The organism is Azospirillum isscasi, assembly GCF_030849505.1.
GTDB lineage: Bacteria > Pseudomonadota > Alphaproteobacteria > Azospirillales > Azospirillaceae > Azospirillum > Azospirillum isscasi.
Map to the genome: position 1 here is coordinate 1 of NZ_JAUJFI010000127.1, position 16,809 is coordinate 16,809.

Genomic DNA, 16,809 nt, shown 5'->3' on the forward strand with positions numbered 1-16,809 from the left:
CGACGGCGCCACCGGACGACAAAACGCTTCGGCGTCGCCGCCCTCCCAAACGTCGCCCTCATTTAGCGGATGCACCACTAAAGCGAACCGACGTTCGCTTTAGGGTGGGGGCCGAGGTCTTCCCGTGCCCTGATCACCCGGGGCCGGCCGTCACCCCTGCCCCGTCTCGATGACGAGCGACATCGGCGGCGGGCTCGCCAGCGTCTGATAGACGACGCAGTAGCGCTCGGTCAGCTTGGTCAGGCTGGCGATGCGCTCCGGCGGTTCGTCGGTGTCCAGGTCGAAGCGCAGGCGGATGGCGCGGAAGCCGACCGGCGCGTCCTTCGCAACGCCCAGCGTGCCGCGGAAATCCAGATCGCCCTCCGCCGACACGGTGCCGCCGCGCAGCTTGAACTCCAGCGCCGTGGCGACCGCCTTCAGCGTCACCCCGGCACAGGCCACCAGGGCCTCCAGCAGCATGTCGCCCGAGCAGGCTTGCGTGCCCGGCCCGCCGGTCGCCGGATGAAGACCGGCCTCCACCAGCGCGCGGCCCGTCTCCACCTTGCAGGCGATGCCGCCGTCGTCCAGCGCGCCGCGGGCCTTCAGCGTGACCACCGCCGAGTCGGGGGCTTCCTTGTACTTGTCCTTCAGCGGCGCCTGGAGCGCGCGCAGGTCCTGTGCGTCCATACCCGTGCGTTTCCTCTTCGCGGTTCAGGATCGTTATTGTGCGACGGACGGATGATGGACCGGCGCGACCGTCCGCGGCAATGCCCAATGCGAAGCCCTGGCCCGCGGCGAGGGCCACTGGCCCGGCTGGACGTTTTCGGCTAAGACCGGCGGCATAAACATAATGAATGGGAAGGGAGAGTCCCCCGCCATGAAACGTCGCGCCTTTCTCGCCGGCGCCGGCGCCGGCCTGGCCGCCAGCACCGTCGTCGCCGCTCCGGCCATCGCGCAGAGCCAGCCCGAGATCAAGTGGCGCCTGGCGTCGAGCTACCCGAAGAGCCTCGACACCATCTTCGGCGGGGCGGAGCTGATCGCCCGCCGGGTCGCCGCCGCCACCGACAACAAGTTCCAGATCCGCACCTTCGCGGCGGGCGAGATCGTTCCGGCGCTCCAGGTGCTGGACGCGGTGCAGAACGGCACCGTCGAGTGCGGCCAGTCCGCCGCCTATTTCTACATCGGCAAGGACCCGACCTTCTGCTTCGACACGGCCATGCCCTTCGGCCTGAACACGCGCCAGCACATCGCCTGGATGATGCACGGCGGCGGGCTGGAGCTGATGCGCGAGCTGTTCCGCGACCACAACATCTACAACATCCCCGCCGGCAACACGACAGCCCAGATGGGCGGCTGGTTCCGCAAGGAAATCAAGACGGTGGAGGATCTGAGCGGCCTCAAGATGCGGGTCGGCGGGCTGGCCGGGCAGATCATGGGCAAGCTGGGCCTCGTCCCGCAGCAGATCGGCGGCGGCGACATCTATCCGGCGCTGGAGCGCGGCACCATCGACGCGGCGGAGTTCGTCGGCCCCTACGACGACGAGAAGCTGGGCTTCCACAAGGTCGCCAAATACTACTACTCGCCGGGTTGGTGGGAAGGCTCCGCCCAGATCCCGCTGATGATCAACATCACCGCGTGGGAGCAGCTTCCGGAATCCTACAGGACGATCCTGGAGCAGGCCTGCTGGGAAGCCAACACCTGGATGATCGCCAAGTACGACGCGGTCAACGCCGCGGCGCTGAAGCGTCTGGTGGCCGGCGGCGCCCAGCTCCGCGCCTTCCCGCGCGAGGTCATGATGGCCTGCGAGAAGATCGCCAACGAGCTGTACGACGAGCTGTCGGCCAAGAACCCGCGCTTCAGGAAGGTCTACGAGGCGTGGAAGCCCTTCCGCGACGAGGAGCGGCTGTGGTTCCGCGTCGCCGAGAACACCTTCGATTCCTACGTCTACGCTCAGTCGGCGCAGCGCCGCTGAAAAAGGAACGGCCCCTCCCCGCCCGGACGGCGGAGAGGGGCCGCTTTCCCCGACAGGTCAGTGCGAGACCGCGCCCGCCGCACCCAGGCCGGTTTCCGACCGGATGTACTGGTACTCGTAGGCCTTCGCCTCGGCCGCCGCCCGCGCGCTGCGGTCGGTGACGGAGAAGAGCCAGGTCATCACGAAGGCGATGACCATCGAGAACAGCGCCGGATGCTCGTAGGGGAAGATCGCCGCCGGGAACTTGAAGACGCTGACCCACACGGTCGGCCCCAGCACCACGAAGGCGACGCAGCTCACCAGGCCGGCGAAGCCGCCGATGAAGGCGCCGCGCGTGGTCAGGCCCTTCCAGAAGATCGACAGGATCAGCACCGGGAAGTTCACCGAGGCCGCCAGACCGAAGGCCAGACCGACCATGAAGGCGATGTTCTGGTTCTCGAACAGCAGGCCCAGCGTGATGGCGATGACGCCCAGAGCCAGCGTGGCGAGGCGCGACACGCGCATCTCCGACGCCTCGGTGGCGTTGCCCTTCTTGATGACGCGGGCGTAGAGGTCGTGGCTGACCGCCGACGCTCCGGCCAGCGTCAGGCCCGCGACCACCGCCAGGATGGTGGCGAAGGCGACCGCCGAGATGAAGCCCAGGAAGATGTTGCCGCCGATGGCCTTGGACAGGTGGATGGCCGCCATGTTGCCGCCGCCCAGGATCTTGCCCGCCGCGTCCAGATACTCCGGGTTGGTGCCGACGATCACGATCGCCAGGAAGCCGATGGTCACCGTCAGGATGAAGAAGTAGCCGATGAAGCCGGTGGCGTAGACGACCGACTTGCGGGCTTCCCTCGCGTCCGGAACGGTGAAGAAGCGCATCAGGATGTGCGGCAGGCCCGCCGGACCGCACATCAGCGCGAGGCTGAGCGACACCGCGGCGATGGGATCGGTCATCGCGGCGCTGGGCCGCAGGATGGCGGCGTGGGCGGCGTGGGCGGACACGGCCTGCTGGAGCAGCCGTTCCGGGTTGAAGCCGAACTGCGCCAGGGCCAGCCCGACCAGCACGGTGCAGCCGCCCAGCAGCATCACCGCCTTGATGATCTGCACCCAGGTGGTCGCCAGCATGCCGCCGAAGGTCACGTACATGATCATCAGCACACCGACCATCACCACGGCGTAGGTGTATTCCAGGCCGAACAGGAGCTGGATCAGCTTGCCCGCACCGACCATCTGCGCGATCAGGTAGAAGCAGACCACGGTCAGCGACCCGACCGCGGCCAGCGACCGGATCGGCGTCTGGCCCAGCCGGTAGGACGCCACGTCGGCGAAGGTGAAGCGGCCCAGGTTGCGCAGGCGCTCGGCGATCAGGAACAGCATCAGCGGCCAGCCGACCAGGAAGCCGATGGTGTAGATAACCCCGTCGAAGCCCTTGGCGAAGACCATGCCCGACAGGCCGAGGAAGGCCGCCGCCGACATGTAATCGCCCGCGATGGCCAGCCCGTTCTGGAAGCCGCTGATCCCGCCGCCGGCGGTGTAGAAGTCCGACGCCGAACGGGTGCGCTTGGACGCCCAGTAGGTGATGCCCAGCGTTCCGGCGACGAACAGCAGGAACATGGCGATGGCCGTCACGTTGACCGGCTGGCGCTCCACCGCGCCGTCGATGGCGGCGGCGAAAGCGGACCCGGCCGCCAGTGCCGGCAGCAGCGCGGCGGAGGCGGAAGCGAGAAGACGCGCGGCGCTCATCGGCCCACCTCTTCCAGCAGGTCGCGGTTCATCGCGTCATAGCGGCCGTTGGCGCGCAGCACGTAGACGCCGGTCATCAGCGAGCAGAAGACGGTGATGACGATGCCGGCGGCCAGCCCGACCGGGAAGGTCATGCCCTCGGCCAGCGGGCGGGCCAGCAGCTCGGGCGCCAGCGCCGAAGCGAACACGAAGGCGTAATAGACCGCCAGGACGATCAGCGCCAGCCGCCAGCTGAAGCGTGCGCGGCTCGCCGTCATTTCGGCGAACTTCGGGTTTGACAGCACCCGCTCGTAAATCTCGTCTGACATGTTTTTTATCGCTTTTCTTGGAACCCAGGCATTGCGCATCGCAGCAATACTCTTGGTGCATAGCAGCATGAAGCGAAATTAAATTGCTGCCACAGGGTAATGGCGAAAGATTCGCTAAAAACCGCTCTTTATTAACCGGTATCCGGTTAAACATTAGCCGGATGGTGGTTGAAATGCAGGGCCGAAATGCGACAACAGGTCGCGCTGCGCCGCAACATGAGTCAAGCCTGTTATCCCGCCGTCCGCGCCTTCAGCCGGACGTGGATCAGGCCGCTGCCGGTGGGGTCGGACCGGTCGGGCTTCACCATCGCCTCCAGCAGCTTCTCGTCGCTGGACCAGTAGGGCACGTACCACAGCCGGTCCACGTCCATGACCAGCACCCGGTGGGTTTCCGCGTCGTAGGCGCCGAGCGGCGCGATGTGCCCCACCGTGGCATCGCCGGTCAGCGTGCCCTGGTCGTAGGCCAGCAGGATGATGTCGGAGTCGTCCTGCTCGTTGTCGTCCAGGATGCGCCGCAGTTCCGCCAGCGTTTCCGGCGAGGTGTCCTTCGGCCGGAAGACCTCCACCGTGGCGTCCAGGCCGAAGGCGTCCACCGACTTCCGGACCAGCCCGGCGAAGTCGCCGAAGGACACGCCCTCCCCGTTCTCCGCGGCGGCGGCCTTCCAGCCGTCGTCGTCCACCTCGTTCAGCACCCGGATCTGGGTGACCAGCCGGTTGGACGACAGCGGCGGCAGGCCGCGCAGCGCGTTGATCATCATCGCCACGCTGGCGACCGAACAGGCGCTGCCCGTCTGCTGGGCCGTGTAGTAGGGCATCAGCGCCCAGAAGTCCGGCGCCCCGGCCTTGCGCAGGTAGTCACGGTCCTGGGTCATCGGCACGGCGTCCGGCCCGAACTTCGGCTTCGTCTCGCTTTGCGCGTCCTGCGCCCCGGCGGGCTGCCCCGCCAGCAGCGTGAGGGCGCACAGGGCCAGCAGCGCGGACCGGAACGGAGTTTTCGTCGGTGTGATCACGGTGAATGCCTCTGCCGGCTCTATCCTGACGGGGTGGGCCTTGGCGGAACGCTCTGCGGCACGAGGGCCATGCAGTTCTGCACGATCGCGGCGCAGGCGCCCTGCGACGACGCCCGGTAGACCAGCCGTTCCACGGCCGCGTTCCTCAGAGTGAACGTCGCCTCGCACCGGTTGTCCACCACGTCGCCCGAGCGCGGAGGATAGTAGTCCCAAGGGTCGTAGTCGAGCCCGCGATGGCGCCAGCCCGGATAGCCCCACGGATACCCCCACCCGTAGCCCACCGGCGGTGGCGGCGGCGCGTAGTAGTCGATGCTCCCCGCCTGATAGGTGAAGAACTCCAGACCGCCGCTGGCGGCCTGCCGGTGCGGCACCCCGGCACAGGCCAGAAGCGTCCCTTTGGGCATGCCGACCAGCGCGCCCTGTGCGGCCAGCGCCAGATCGGCGCGGGGATCGGCACAGCCCGCCAGCCCCGCCGCGGCGAGCAGAAGGACCGCGGCGGACCGCCGCAAGGCTTGCGGATGCGGGAACACGGGCGGAGCCTCCTTCCCCAGGGCATGATGTCCCGGAAGAACGCCGCTCCGCCCGCCTTTGATCCCCAATCGACCGGGGGTCGGGGATCAGGCGTCCCAGAAATGCGGCATGCCGCTCGACGCCGTGTAGCCGCTGTGGCCGATCATCGCCCAGTCCAGGTCATGGATGCCCATGGCCAGGGCCGGAGAGTTCGCCTGCAACGAGTAGTCGCCGTAATAGGGGTTGTTGAACAGCGGCTTGCCCGTCACGTCGTTGTCGCCGTAGCGGGGCACGTTGTAGACGAGGTTGCCGTCGATCACCGGATTCCCGGCGGTCAGCAACTCCATGTAGTCGTCCAGCGGCAGGGTGCCGCTGACAAGGTTGCCGGTGATGGTGTTGTTGCGCGGCAGGCCAGGGTCGCCGTGCTTGGGCGCCCAGCCGACGCGGATGAACTCCTCGGCGTTGCTGGCGATGACCGAGAAGTTGTTGGTGACGAGGTTGTTGTCGCCGCCGTGGATGTGCACCCCGGCCAGCCCGGTGTCCTTCAGGAAATTGCCGGTCACCGTGACGCCGCCGGCCATGTCGTCCAGATAGATTCCGAAGCCCTTGTGGTTGGTGAGCCACTGGTCGGTGTTGCTGGTCGCCAGCCCGCCGACATGCTCCACCCAGTTGCCGCGGATGATGGTGCCGGTGTCGACGCTGGACCGGCCCAGCACCTCGATGCCGCCGCCGTCCGCCGTCTCCAGGTTGGTGTTGGTGACGCGGTTGTACTCGATGACGTTGTTGCGGTTGATGTTGCTGGAGTCCCAGTTCTTCAGCGAGATGCCGTAACGTGCGCTGGAGTCCACGTCGTTGTGGGCGATCAGATTGTTGTCCACTCCGGTGCCGATGATGCCGGCCACGCCCTTGCGCACTTCGCCGACATGGGCGATGTCGTTGGCGTAGATGGTGTTTCCGTTGCTGCGCCCGTCCAGCTCGATGCCGTTGACGGCCAGATGGTCCAGCGTGTTTCCGCCGACCAGGTTGTTGGAGGAGGCCGCCGTCAGCTTGATCGCCGTGCCGACGTTGAGGAAGCTGTTGTTGCCGATGCTGTTGCCGGACGCTCCCTTCAGCTCCACCGCGTAGCCCCAGGTGGTGGTGTTGGTGAAGCCCAGCCCTTCGATGGTCACGTCGCTGCTGCCGGTCAGGCGGATCAGCGTGCCCAGCCGGGCGACCTCCACGCCGTCCTGCACCAGGGTGGCGGGGTTCGCCGGCTTGAACACCACATGCCCGTCCGACGCGCGCCACGCGAACTCGCCCGCCTGATCGACGAAGGCCGGGTTGTTCAGCAGCTTGTAGGTCGTGCCCTCGGCGAAGGGCAGCGAGGTGCCGTTCTTCAGCGTGATGGTGCGGGTGGCCGCGTTGACCCCGGCGATCTCGGTCAGCGTGTCGGACAGCCGTTCGGCGTCCATCAACTGGATTTTCATGCCGGGGATGATGTCGCCGGTGGACATGTCGCCGGTGTGGTAGCGCACCGACCAGCCGCTGGGGCCGCCGCTGGCCGCGTCGGCGAAGTACCAGCCGGTGGTGTAGGGGTTGCCGGCATCGACGATGCCCTTGCTGGCCAGCGTCTGGCGCACGCCGCCGATGGTCAGGTCGAGGTCGGTGGCCTGCGACAGCTTGGCCGAATAGAGGCCGTTGCCCTCGCTGACGACGTTCGTGACCTTCTCCGCCCCGTTCAGCACCGGCGTCTCGCCGGGATAGTTGCGGAAGCTGTGGCCGCTGTCGGCGGCGGTCAGTTCCAGCGTCTTGGTCAGGCGGTAGGTGCCCTCGCGCACATAGGTGGTGTCGACGTCGCTGTCCCGCATGGCGTCGCGGGCGCGCTCCAGCGAGGCGAAGGGGCCGTCGGTGCCCTCGGCGTTCGGCGCGGACAGCTTGCCGGACCATGTGTCCTTGCCGTTGGCCGCCACGTAGAAGGCCGGACCGCTCGGCGGGGCCGGGGGCGGTTCGGACGCCGGCTGGAACAGCTCCGCCGGGGCGTTCACGTTCAGCGCGCCGCCCCAGTACAGCCCTTCCTGCCCCTTCACCACGTCCTTCCCGTCCACCGCCCCCTTGTCATAGGTGACGATGGGGTCGGTCGCCGCGACGGTGTGGCCGTTGATGGACACCGACTTGACGAACAGGTTGCGGTCCTGCCCGTTCACCACGGAATCGTTGTCGTAGTGGATCTGGATCTTGTGGGCTTCCTTGGCGTCCAGATCGACCGTGAAGGTGAAGGGCTGCGGGTCGCTGGAGGTCGCGCGGCCCTCGCCGATGACCTTGCCGTCCACCAGCACCTTGAAGTGCGGCGCCACCCCGCCGGCGGACTGGCCCCAGGCGGTGACGACGATGTCCGTCGGCGTCAGCTTGGCCGGCGGCGGCGGCGGGGGCGGCGGGACGTAGGGGCCGCCGAAATACTCCTCCGGCACGCCGAAGGTCAGGGCGCCGCCCCAATAGAGCCCTTCCTGCCCGGCAACCACGAATTTGCCGTCCACCGGCCCCTTGTCGTAGGAGGCCAGCGGGTCGGTCGCCTTGATCTCCTGCCCGTCGATGGTGATGCCCTGGACGAACAGGTTGCGGTCCTGGCCGTTGACGGTGGCGTCGTTGTCGTAATGGATCTGGATCTTGTGGGCCTCTTTGGGGTCCACATCGACCTTGAAGGTGTAGCCGGTCGGGCCGGTCGCGCCGACCCAGGCGTCGCCGACCACCTTGTCGTCCACCAGCAGCTTGAAATGCGGCGGCGTGCCGTTGGCGGCGGCGCCCCAGGCCTTCACGACGATCTCGGTCGTCATGGTGGCCGGCGCTTCCGGCTCCGGTTCCTGCGCGCTGGCGAACATGGTCTTGGGCAGGTCGACGTTCAGCGCCCCGCGCCAGTACATCTCCGTCTGCCCGGCGATGACGTTCTTCCCGTCGATGTCGCCGGTGTCGTAGGTCACCAGCGGGTCGATGCTGAGGATCGGTTTTCCGTTCACCTCGAACGACTTGACGAAGAGGTTGCGGTCCTCCCCGTTCACCGAGCCGTCGTTGTCGTACTGGAGTTGAAGCTTGTGGGCCTGATCGGTCGGAACGCGGGCGGTGAAGCTGTAGCGGCCCAGCGACGCCGACGCGACGGTCGCCTGCCCGATCTCCACCCCATCCAGCCGCAGCACGAAATGTGGCCACTTTCCGCCTGCGGGAGCGCCCCAGGCGTTCACCGTAAAGGTGACGTCCATCAGTTCGGTAGTATCGGCAGCCATCTCGGACCTCATAGAACTCTAGACCATCGTCTTAGCCCAGAGGTTGAGGTGTCGTGCTTAACGGAAAAATAAAAATGTTGGTTAATATTATGTTAAATAAATGAATTCCTGTGACAATCTTTGGCCATTTGTAGTCGGACAAAAATGTTTGCACATTGACAAGAAAGTCTACACATCGACAAAAATGCTTGCTCCTGGCCCAGCTTGGGCTTGGCTCTACCCCCTCGGCGCCGCTTCCTTCGTCGTCTGCTTCTCCCTTTCACAGACGAGGACGCAAGAGATCTCCCGGACCGACATGGGCGGATGGCCCCATTGGTTCCCAACATTGTCAACGCGCTCCCGCGCCGTCCTGCGTCAGAAGCCCACGCCGATTCACACTCAATCGGGCGCTCCAAGCGGGCGATCGGGCACGCCCTGCGCTCTCACACCGATGGGACGCGGGCTGCCGAATTGCGGTCGCCGTCGAAATCCTCAGCCGCATGCCCGATTTCGGACGCCCGAACCCCGTCCGCGTCGCGCAGACAGCGACCGGGAACGCGATCGTCTTGACCTGTCGATCTTATTTGCAAGACGCTGACCTATGGCTGATTGTGGAAACCCGGGGGTGCCTTTAGCCTCTCGCGAAAACCACCAAGAAACCACCAGCACAAACATCAGGAGGTAACGTCCATGCGTTTTCTTACGTCGCTCGCCTACGGTATTGCTGCCTGCGCCCTGTCGGCCGGCATGGCCGCCGGGACCGCTCAAGCCCAGGTTTCCGACGACGTGGTGAAGATCGGTCTGCTGACCGACATGTCCGGCACCTACTCCGACCTCGCCGGCGCCGGTGCGGTCGCCGCGGCCCAGATGGCGATCGAGGATTTCGGCGGAAAGGCCGCCGGCAAGCCCATCGTCCTGCTGACCGCCGACCATCAGAACAAGGCCGACATCTCCGCCAACAAGGCGCGCGAATGGGTGGACGTCGAAAAGGTGGACGTCTTTGCGGAACTGGTCACGACCTCCGTGGCCCTGGCCGTGAACGAGATCGCGAAGGCCAACAACAAGATCAGCCTGATCTCCGGCACCGCCTCGTCGCGGATCACCAACCAGGACTGCTTCAAGGGCGGCATTCACTGGACCTACGACACCTACGCCATGGCCATCGGCACCGGCCGCGCCATGGTGGAGGAGGGCGGCAAGAGCTGGTTCTTCCTGACCGCCGACTATGCCTTCGGCCAGAACCTGCAGGACGACGTCAGCAAGGTCGTCAAGTCGGCCGGCGGCAAGGTGCTGGGCGCGGTCAAGCACCCGTTCCCGGCCAACGACTTCTCCTCCTTCCTGCTCCAGGCCCAGGCTTCGAAGGCGGAGGTGATCGGGCTCGCCAACGCCGGTGCCGACACCATCAACGCCATCAAGGCCGCCAACGAGTTCGGCATCGTCCAGAGCGGCCAGAAGCTGGCGGGCCTCCTGGTCTTCATCACCGATATCCACTCGCTGGGTCTTGAGACGGCCAAGGGCCTGAACCTGACCACCGGCTTCTACTGGGACATGGACGAGAAGACCCGCGAGTGGTCGAAGCGCTTCCACGCCAAGACCGGCAAGATGCCCAGCATGGTCCAGGCCGGGGTCTACTCCTCGCTGATGCACTACTTCAAGGCGGTCGAGGCCACGGGCACCGATGACACCGACAAGGTGGTCGCCAAGATGAAGGACACGAAGGTCGAGGACTTCTTCGCCCGCAATGGCCGCATCCGCGAGGACGGCCGCATGGTGCACGACATGTATCTGGCCCAGGTGAAGACCCCGCAGGAATCGAAGGGGTCGTGGGACTATTACAAGATCGTCCGGACCATCCCGGCGGAGGAAGCCTTCCTCCCCATCGCCGAAAGCCAGTGCTCGCTGGTCAAGAAGTAATCACTGACAAGTTCCTCTGATCACGGCGTGGCGCGCCCGATCCAATGAATCGGGTGCGCCACGGGCCGTGCCTTACTGGCCCTTGCCGTCCGAGGAAACGGCCACCGACTCGCTGGAGGAAGACGCCGTGGAGTCGCCGGTGCCCTTTGCCGGGCTGCCGGGCATCCACCAGCGGCGCGCTTCGGCCTCAGCCTCACCCGGCGCCGCTTCGGCGCGGGTCTTCAGCATCGAGAAGACGATGGAACCGCCGACCAGCAGGGCCGTGATGCCCAGCGCCACCGCCGTCGGCATCTTGTAGATGTCGATCATCAGCATCTTGGCGCCGACCACAACCAGCACCAGCGACAGGCCGTACTTCAGGTAATGGAAGCGGTGGATGATCGAGGCCAGCGCGAAGTAGAGGGCGCGCAGACCCAGGATCGCGAAGACGTTGGAAGTCCAGACGATGAACGGATCGGTGGTCACCGAGAAGACCGCCGGGATCGAGTCCACGGCGAAGACCAGATCGGTGAACTCGATCAGGATCAGCACCAGGAACAGCGGCGTCATCATCCGCACGCCGTCGCGCATCACGAAGAACTGCTGCCCTTCGTACCCCTCGGTCATGCGGAAGCGGGAGCGGACGAACTTGACGATCCGGTTGTTCTCCATGTCCGGCTCTTCGTCCACCGACATCAGCATCTTGATGCCGCTGAACACCAGGAAGGCGCCGAAGATGTAGATGATCCAATGGAATTCCTGGATCAGCGCCGTGCCCGCGACGATCAGAACGCCGCGCATCACCAGCGCGCCCAGGATGCCCCAGAACAACACCCGGTGCTGGTACTGCGGCGGCACCGCGAAATGCGTGAAGATCAGGGCGATGACGAAAATATTGTCGACGCTCAGGCTGTATTCGATCAGGTAGCCGGTCAGGAACTCCAGCCCCTTCTCGGAGCCCTGGAAATGAAAGACGCCACCGGCAAAAATCATGGCCAGCGTCGAATAGGCCGCACAGCGCATCAGCGCCTCGCGGCCGGAGATCACATGGGATTTCTTGGAAAACACACCAAGATCGAAGGCCAAAAGCACGCCGACGAAGGCGGCGAAGCCAGCCCACATCAAGACGATCTCGTTCATGGAACTGTCCCTTGCTGCATGCACTCCGCTCCCGCAAGCGGAGATATCGATCGTCACATGAGCAGTCCGACATCGCCGGTGCGCCACGGCGGGACGCAACGGCCAGAGGGGCCCGGACTGGAATTGCGGCCGCGGGTTCGGCGGCCAGGAGGAACACGCGCGAAACGGCACCGCCGCGGCGCGTCAGGATGCGCCGTCTCCATCGTTCGCCGTGGAGACGTGGCGCACGGTCAGGATGAGTTCTTCTTGCGGTCCATGCCGATGTCTCCCAAAGGCCCGTCGGGGGCCGTCGTCCGGCGGGAAACCTTGCGGGGAGAGCGGGACCCAGGGGGGAAGGAAGGGGCCGGCTTCCGCAAGGCCGCGCCAAAGCGACGGCTCAATGGGAAGTCCGACATCACAGCGCAGGGCGACGCTGCCAGAGGGGCCCGGACCTCACGCAAAATATAGTCGAGCCGTACCCCGTCAGCAAGAGGGGACCGGCAAACGCCCAAGACAGTGGCTCAAGACAACGGCCCAAGGCAACCGCCCAAGACAACCGCCCAAGACAACCCCGGAGCACGATCTCGGCGTGACGGCGGAATGCGGCTTGACCGGAGCCGTTCCACCCGCGTAGCCTCACAGCCGATGGTTGCCCGAAAGGGCTGAAAATGGGAACACGGTGCGGACCAGTCGGCGCAAAAGCCGCACAAGGGTCTTACGCCGGGGCTGCCCCCGCAACTGTAAGCGGCGAGTCGTCCGTCGGAATGCCACTGGGATCACCGATCCTGGGAAGGCGACGGAACGACGAAAACCCGCGAGCCAGGAGACCTGCCGTCAGTCGTGGTCACACGCGAACACGTTCGGGCGGGGTGCACCGAAGGTCGTCAGGCCGGGAATCCGTCTATGGAATCCCGGTGGGGCATCGTTCGCGGTGACGTGCCACCGGCGTCCCGCCCGAGGTCCCAATGAGTTCCCGTCTTCGCCGTCCTCACCGGACGGCGTCCTTCGCCGCCGTGCTGGGAGGGCTTTTCCTTCCCGCTTCGGCCTTCGCCGAATCCCCCGCCATCGTCACGACGCTGCCGCCGGTCTCGGTGACCGCCAACCGCGTCCCCACCGCCGCCGAAGAGACCGGCAGCGCCCTGACCGTTCTCACCCATGAGGGGTTGGAACGGCGCCAGACCCGCGTCCTGTCCGACGCCCTGCGCGAGGTGCCCGGCGTCGCCGTCAACCGCACCGGCCCCATGGGCAGCCTGACCCAGCTCCGCGTCCGCGGGTCGGAGGGCAACCAGACGCTCGTCCTGATCGACGGAATCGAGGTGAACGACCCGGCCTCCGGCTCCGAATACGACTTCGCCAACCTGCTGGCCGGCGACGTGGAGCGCGTCGAGGTGCTGCGCGGCCCGCAAAGCGCGCTCTACGGCTCCGACGCGGTCGGCGGCGTCGTCAACATCGTGACCCGCCGTGGCGCGGGCGCTCCCAAGCTCCGCGCCGCCATCGAGGGCGGGTCCTTCGGCACCGCCGGCGGACGGGCCTCCTTCGGCACCGGGACCAACCTCTACGACCTGTTCCTCAGCGGCCAGGGCGTCACCAGCGACGGCGTGTCCGTCGCCGACAAGCGGCTCGGCAATCCGGAGACGGACGGCCACCGCAACGGCACGCTGGCCGGAAACGCCGCCGTCCGTCCGACCGAACACAGCGAGATCGCCGTGACCGGGCGCTACACCCGCTTCCGCACCGACACCGACGGTTTCACCGGCGGGCGCGGCGCCATCGACGACGGGACCAGCACCGCCGGGGCGCAGTATTTCGGGCGCCTCCAAGGCCGGATTGCCCTCCTCGACGGAAAGTGGGAGCACATCGCCGGCCTGACCCACGGCCGCCAGCAGCGCGACTACCGCGACGCCGCCAGAACGGTGACCGGGCGTTACGACGGGCGCAAGACCAAGGCCGATTACCAGACCAACCTGACGCTGAAGAGCGGCCCCGCCGACCATGTGCTGACCGCCGCCGCGGAGCATGAGGAGGACAAGGCGATCAGCCGCAGCGGCTATTCCAGCTTCGACCGCTCCATCGGCTCCACCGGGCTGGTCGGGCAGTACAAGCTGGGGCTGTTCGACCGGCTGACCCTGACCGGCAGCGTCCGCCACGACGGCAACGACCTGTTCCGCGACGCCACCACATGGCGCACCACCGCGGCCTATCGGGTCGAAGAGAGCGGGACGAAGCTGCGCGCCTCCTACGGCACGGGCGTCAAGAATCCGACCCTGTTCGAGCTGTACGGCTACACCGCCACCTACGCCGGCAACCCGGACCTGAAGCCGGAACGGGCGCGCGGCTGGGACGCCGGCTTCGATCAGAGCTTGTGGGGTCGGCGGGCGTCCGTGGACGGCACCTGGTTCGACCAGCGCATCCGCGACCTGATCACCGGGACCGGGCGGACCTCCGTCAACATGCCGGGCGAATCCCGCATCCGCGGCTTCGAGCTTGGCCTGTCGGTGGAGCCGCTGGAGTCGCTGGTCGTCCGCGGCTCCTACACCTGGACGGACGGGGAGGATTCCGCGGGGGCGGAGCTGGTGCGCCGGCCCAGGCAGCTCGCCAGCCTGAACGTCAATTACCGCTTCCTGGAGAACCGGGCGAACGCCAACCTCGGCGTCGTCCACAACGGGCGGTCCACCGACTGGGCCTACGATCCCTTCTACAACCGGCAGGCCGTGACCCTGGCGCCCTACACGCTGGTCAATCTGGCGGGGTCCTACGCGGTGTCCGAAGGGGTCGAACTCTTCGGGCGGGTGGAGAACCTGCTCGACCGCCGGTATCAGGAGGTCTGGACCTACGGGTCGCCGGGCCGGGCCGGGCATCTCGGGCTTCGGCTGTCGCTGTGAGGCCCCTCCGCTTCGGGCTGGCCGCCGCCCTCCTGCTGATCGCGGGTGGGCCGGCGGCGGCGTGGGAGGCGCCACCCGGCAAGCCGGCGCGGATCGTCTCCCTGAACCTGTGCGCCGACGAGCTGCTGCTGCGGCTCGTCGGGGCGGAGCGCATCGCCTCGGTGACGTGGCTGGCGCGCGACCCGCGCAGCTCCACCGTGGCGGCGCTGGCGGCGGGCATCCCGGTCAACCGCGGGCTGGCGGAGGAAATCCTGCCGCTGCGCCCCGACCTGATCGTCGCGGGACGCTACACCACGCGCGTCGCGGTCGGTCTGCTGACCCGGCTGGGCGCCCCGGTTCTGGAGCTGGACGTTCCGCAGACCGTGGAGGGGGTGGCGGAGCAGATCCGCGGCCTCGCCCGCGCCGTCGGCGAGCCGGACCGGGGGGAGGCGCTGATTGCCGGTCTGCTCGCCCGCCTCGATGCCCTGCCCCCGGCGCCGCCGGGCCCGCGCCCGACCGCGGTGGTGGTGCGGCCCAACGGCTTCGTTGCCGGGTCCGGCTCGCTGGTCGATGAACTCCTGGCCCGCGCCGGGCTGGAGAACCGGGCCGACCGCCTGCCGCTGGGCAGCCAGGGGGCCTTGCCGCTGGAGGCCATCGTCCTGGGCGGCGCCGATCTGCTGATCGTCGATGCCGCCCCCGATTCGCCGCCCTCGCTGGCCGGTACCCTGCTGGACCACCCCGCCCTGGCGGCGCTGGGGCGCCGGGTGCGTGGCGTGTCGATTCCCTCCCGCCTGTGGACCTGCCCCGGCCCGCAGATCGCCGAGGCGGCGGAGCGGCTGGCCGCCGCGCGGGAGGCCCTGCCATGACCGTGGAGACCCGAATCCCCTACCCGGCCCAGGTCGCCGGGCTGACGGTTCTGGCGCTGGCGCTCTGCGGGGTGTCGGCGGCGGTCGGCTATGTGCCGTTCGATTTGGGGGCCGCCCTGTTCGATCTGCTGGCCGGGCGCCCCACCCTGCCGGCGCTGGTGCTCGCCGAACTGCGCCTGCCGCGCGCCCTGCTGGGCCTGCTGGTCGGCTTCAGCCTGGGCCTGACCGGGGCGGCGATGCAGGGCTGGCTGCGCAACCCGCTGGCCGAGCCGGGGCTGGTCGGCGTGTCGAGTTCGGCGGCCCTGGGGGCGGTGATCGTCTTCTACGGCGGCTTGTCCGCCGGGGCGTCGCTGGCTCTGCCGCTGGGCGGCATGGCCGGGGCCGCGGCGGCGGCGGTCCTGCTGAACCTGATGGCGGCGCGGGGGGCCGGAACGACGGTTCTGGTCATCGGCGGCATCGCCATCAACAGCCTTGCCGGGGCGGCGACCGCTCTGGCCCTCAACCTCGCCCCCAACCCCTACGCGGCGCTGGAGATCGTGTTCTGGCTGATGGGGTCGCTGGCCGACCGCGGCACCGGCCAGCTCTGGCTCGTCCTGCCGCCGATGCTGGCGGGCTGGGCGCTCTGCCTGTCCGGCGCCCGCGCGCTCGACGCGCTGACGCTGGGCGAGGACGCGGCGCGCAGCCTGGGCTTCGATCTGGTGGCGCTGCGCGTCCGGCTGATCGCCGGGGCGGCGCTGGCGGTGGGCAGCGCCGTGTCGGTAACCGGAGCCGTGGGCTTCGTCGGGCTGGTGGCGCCGCACCTGATGCGCCCGCTGGCCGGGGCGCGGCCCGGACGGCTGCTGTTGCTGGCGGGCCTCGCCGGGGCGTCGCTGACCCTGGCCGCCGACATCGCGGTCCGGCTGCTTCCGACGCGGCCCGAACTGAAGCTGGGCGTGGTCACCGCCCTGATCGGGGCGCCCTTCCTGATCGTCCTGATCGCCCGGCTGCGCCGGGAGGAGGCGTGATGCGCATCGAAACCCACGGCCTTGCCGCCGCAGCCGGCGGGCGGACCATCCTCAAGGACGTGACCCTGACGGTCGGGCCCGGCGCCTTCACCGGTCTGATCGGCCCCAACGGTGCCGGCAAGACCACCCTGCTGCGCCTCCTGGCCGGGCTGGCCGAACCGGCGGCGGGCGGCGTGACCTTCGACGGGCGGACCGCCGCGCAGGCCGGGCGCCGGGCGCTGGCCCGCGGCATCGCCTATCTGCCGCAGAGCGGGCCGGTGCATTGGCCCTTGCGGACCGAAGCGCTGGTGATGCTGGGCCGCCTGCCCCACCGCGGCCCGATGGGC

The 16,809-nt window shown here is 67.9% G+C and carries 13 protein-coding genes and 1 riboswitch; of the genes, 6 read left to right on the forward strand and 7 right to left on the reverse strand.

From position 1 onward, the window contains the following. Positions 1-150 precede the first annotated feature (150 nt). Positions 151-666 carry an OsmC family protein gene (locus QSG27_RS21055; RefSeq protein ID WP_306709570.1) on the reverse strand — a complete coding sequence of 172 codons (516 nt, stop codon included), beginning with the start codon at positions 664-666 and terminating at the stop codon, positions 151-153. Between the two features lie 190 nt (positions 667-856). On the opposite strand from QSG27_RS21055, the gene QSG27_RS21060 reads away from it, so the two are divergent. Continuing rightward, positions 857-1,951 carry a TRAP transporter substrate-binding protein gene (locus QSG27_RS21060; RefSeq protein ID WP_306709571.1) on the forward strand — a complete coding sequence of 365 codons (1,095 nt, stop codon included), beginning with the start codon at positions 857-859 and terminating at the stop codon, positions 1,949-1,951. A gap of 57 nt (positions 1,952-2,008) precedes the next feature. Here the strand turns inward: QSG27_RS21060 and QSG27_RS21065 are convergent, their stop codons facing one another. The 5 genes from QSG27_RS21065 to QSG27_RS21085 all read right to left on the reverse strand — a co-directional run bounded on the left by QSG27_RS21065 (position 2,009) and on the right by QSG27_RS21085 (position 8,761). After that, positions 2,009-3,679 carry a cation acetate symporter gene (locus tag QSG27_RS21065; protein ID WP_306709572.1) on the reverse strand — a complete coding sequence of 557 codons (1,671 nt, stop codon included), beginning with the start codon at positions 3,677-3,679 and terminating at the stop codon, positions 2,009-2,011. Further along, on the reverse strand, positions 3,676-3,987 hold the full coding sequence (locus QSG27_RS21070) for a DUF485 domain-containing protein (protein ID WP_306709573.1): 312 nt from the start codon (positions 3,985-3,987) through the stop codon (positions 3,676-3,678). The genes QSG27_RS21065 and QSG27_RS21070 overlap by 4 nt, the downstream gene beginning before the upstream one ends. 230 nt (positions 3,988-4,217) lie before the next feature. Continuing rightward, entirely contained in the window at positions 4,218-4,997 is a 780-nt protein-coding gene (locus QSG27_RS21075; RefSeq protein ID WP_306709574.1) for a phytochelatin synthase family protein, read from the reverse strand. 20 nt (positions 4,998-5,017) lie between these two features. After that, a complete protein-coding gene (locus QSG27_RS21080; RefSeq protein ID WP_306709575.1) occupies positions 5,018-5,527 on the reverse strand; it encodes a hypothetical protein in 510 nt (169 codons plus the stop codon). A gap of 87 nt (positions 5,528-5,614) precedes the next feature. Next, positions 5,615-8,761 (reverse strand): carbohydrate-binding domain-containing protein, encoded by a 3,147-nt coding sequence (locus QSG27_RS21085; RefSeq protein ID WP_306709576.1) that lies wholly within the window; start codon positions 8,759-8,761, stop codon positions 5,615-5,617. 669 nt (positions 8,762-9,430) lie between these two features. Here QSG27_RS21085 and QSG27_RS21090 point away from each other — a divergent pair. Then, a complete protein-coding gene (locus QSG27_RS21090; protein ID WP_306709577.1) occupies positions 9,431-10,654 on the forward strand; it encodes an ABC transporter substrate-binding protein in 1,224 nt (407 codons plus the stop codon). 72 nt (positions 10,655-10,726) lie between these two features. Here the strand turns inward: QSG27_RS21090 and QSG27_RS21095 are convergent, their stop codons facing one another. Next, on the reverse strand, positions 10,727-11,773 hold the full coding sequence (locus tag QSG27_RS21095) for a TerC family protein (protein WP_306709578.1): 1,047 nt from the start codon (positions 11,771-11,773) through the stop codon (positions 10,727-10,729). 608 nt (positions 11,774-12,381) lie between these two features. Next, a riboswitch (cobalamin riboswitch) is annotated at positions 12,382-12,602 on the forward strand. Positions 12,603-12,717: 115 nt separating this feature from the next. On the opposite strand from QSG27_RS21095, the gene QSG27_RS21100 reads away from it, so the two are divergent. The 4 genes from QSG27_RS21100 to QSG27_RS21115 all read left to right on the forward strand — a co-directional run. After that, positions 12,718-14,634: a TonB-dependent receptor plug domain-containing protein gene (locus QSG27_RS21100; protein WP_306709579.1), complete on the forward strand. Its 1,917-nt coding sequence runs from the start codon at positions 12,718-12,720 to the stop codon at positions 14,632-14,634. Further along, positions 14,631-15,479 (forward strand): ABC transporter substrate-binding protein, encoded by an 849-nt coding sequence (locus QSG27_RS21105; protein WP_306709581.1) that lies wholly within the window; start codon positions 14,631-14,633, stop codon positions 15,477-15,479. The genes QSG27_RS21100 and QSG27_RS21105 overlap by 4 nt, the downstream gene beginning before the upstream one ends. Further along, a complete protein-coding gene (locus QSG27_RS21110; protein WP_306709584.1) occupies positions 15,476-16,483 on the forward strand; it encodes a FecCD family ABC transporter permease in 1,008 nt (335 codons plus the stop codon). Before QSG27_RS21105 ends, QSG27_RS21110 begins: the two co-directional genes overlap by 4 nt. Further along, the coding region (locus tag QSG27_RS21115) for an ATP-binding cassette domain-containing protein (RefSeq protein WP_306709585.1) at positions 16,483-16,809 on the forward strand (327 nt) is incomplete at its 3' end. The genes QSG27_RS21110 and QSG27_RS21115, both read left to right, overlap by 1 nt.

Coding starts and splice junctions, on each gene's coding strand:
- QSG27_RS21055 (WP_306709570.1), bottom strand. CDS start 666: ATGGACGCACAGGACCTGCGCGCGCTCCAGGCGCCGCTGAAGGACAAG.
- QSG27_RS21060 (WP_306709571.1), top strand. CDS start 857: ATGAAACGTCGCGCCTTTCTCGCCGGCGCCGGCGCCGGCCTGGCCGCC.
- QSG27_RS21065 (WP_306709572.1), bottom strand. CDS start 3,679: ATGAGCGCCGCGCGTCTTCTCGCTTCCGCCTCCGCCGCGCTGCTGCCG.
- QSG27_RS21070 (WP_306709573.1), bottom strand. CDS start 3,987: ATGTCAGACGAGATTTACGAGCGGGTGCTGTCAAACCCGAAGTTCGCC.
- QSG27_RS21085 (WP_306709576.1), bottom strand. CDS start 8,761: ATGGCTGCCGATACTACCGAACTGATGGACGTCACCTTTACGGTGAAC.
- QSG27_RS21090 (WP_306709577.1), top strand. CDS start 9,431: ATGCGTTTTCTTACGTCGCTCGCCTACGGTATTGCTGCCTGCGCCCTG.
- QSG27_RS21095 (WP_306709578.1), bottom strand. CDS start 11,773: ATGAACGAGATCGTCTTGATGTGGGCTGGCTTCGCCGCCTTCGTCGGC.
- QSG27_RS21100 (WP_306709579.1), top strand. CDS start 12,718: ATGAGTTCCCGTCTTCGCCGTCCTCACCGGACGGCGTCCTTCGCCGCC.
- QSG27_RS21110 (WP_306709584.1), top strand. CDS start 15,476: ATGACCGTGGAGACCCGAATCCCCTACCCGGCCCAGGTCGCCGGGCTG.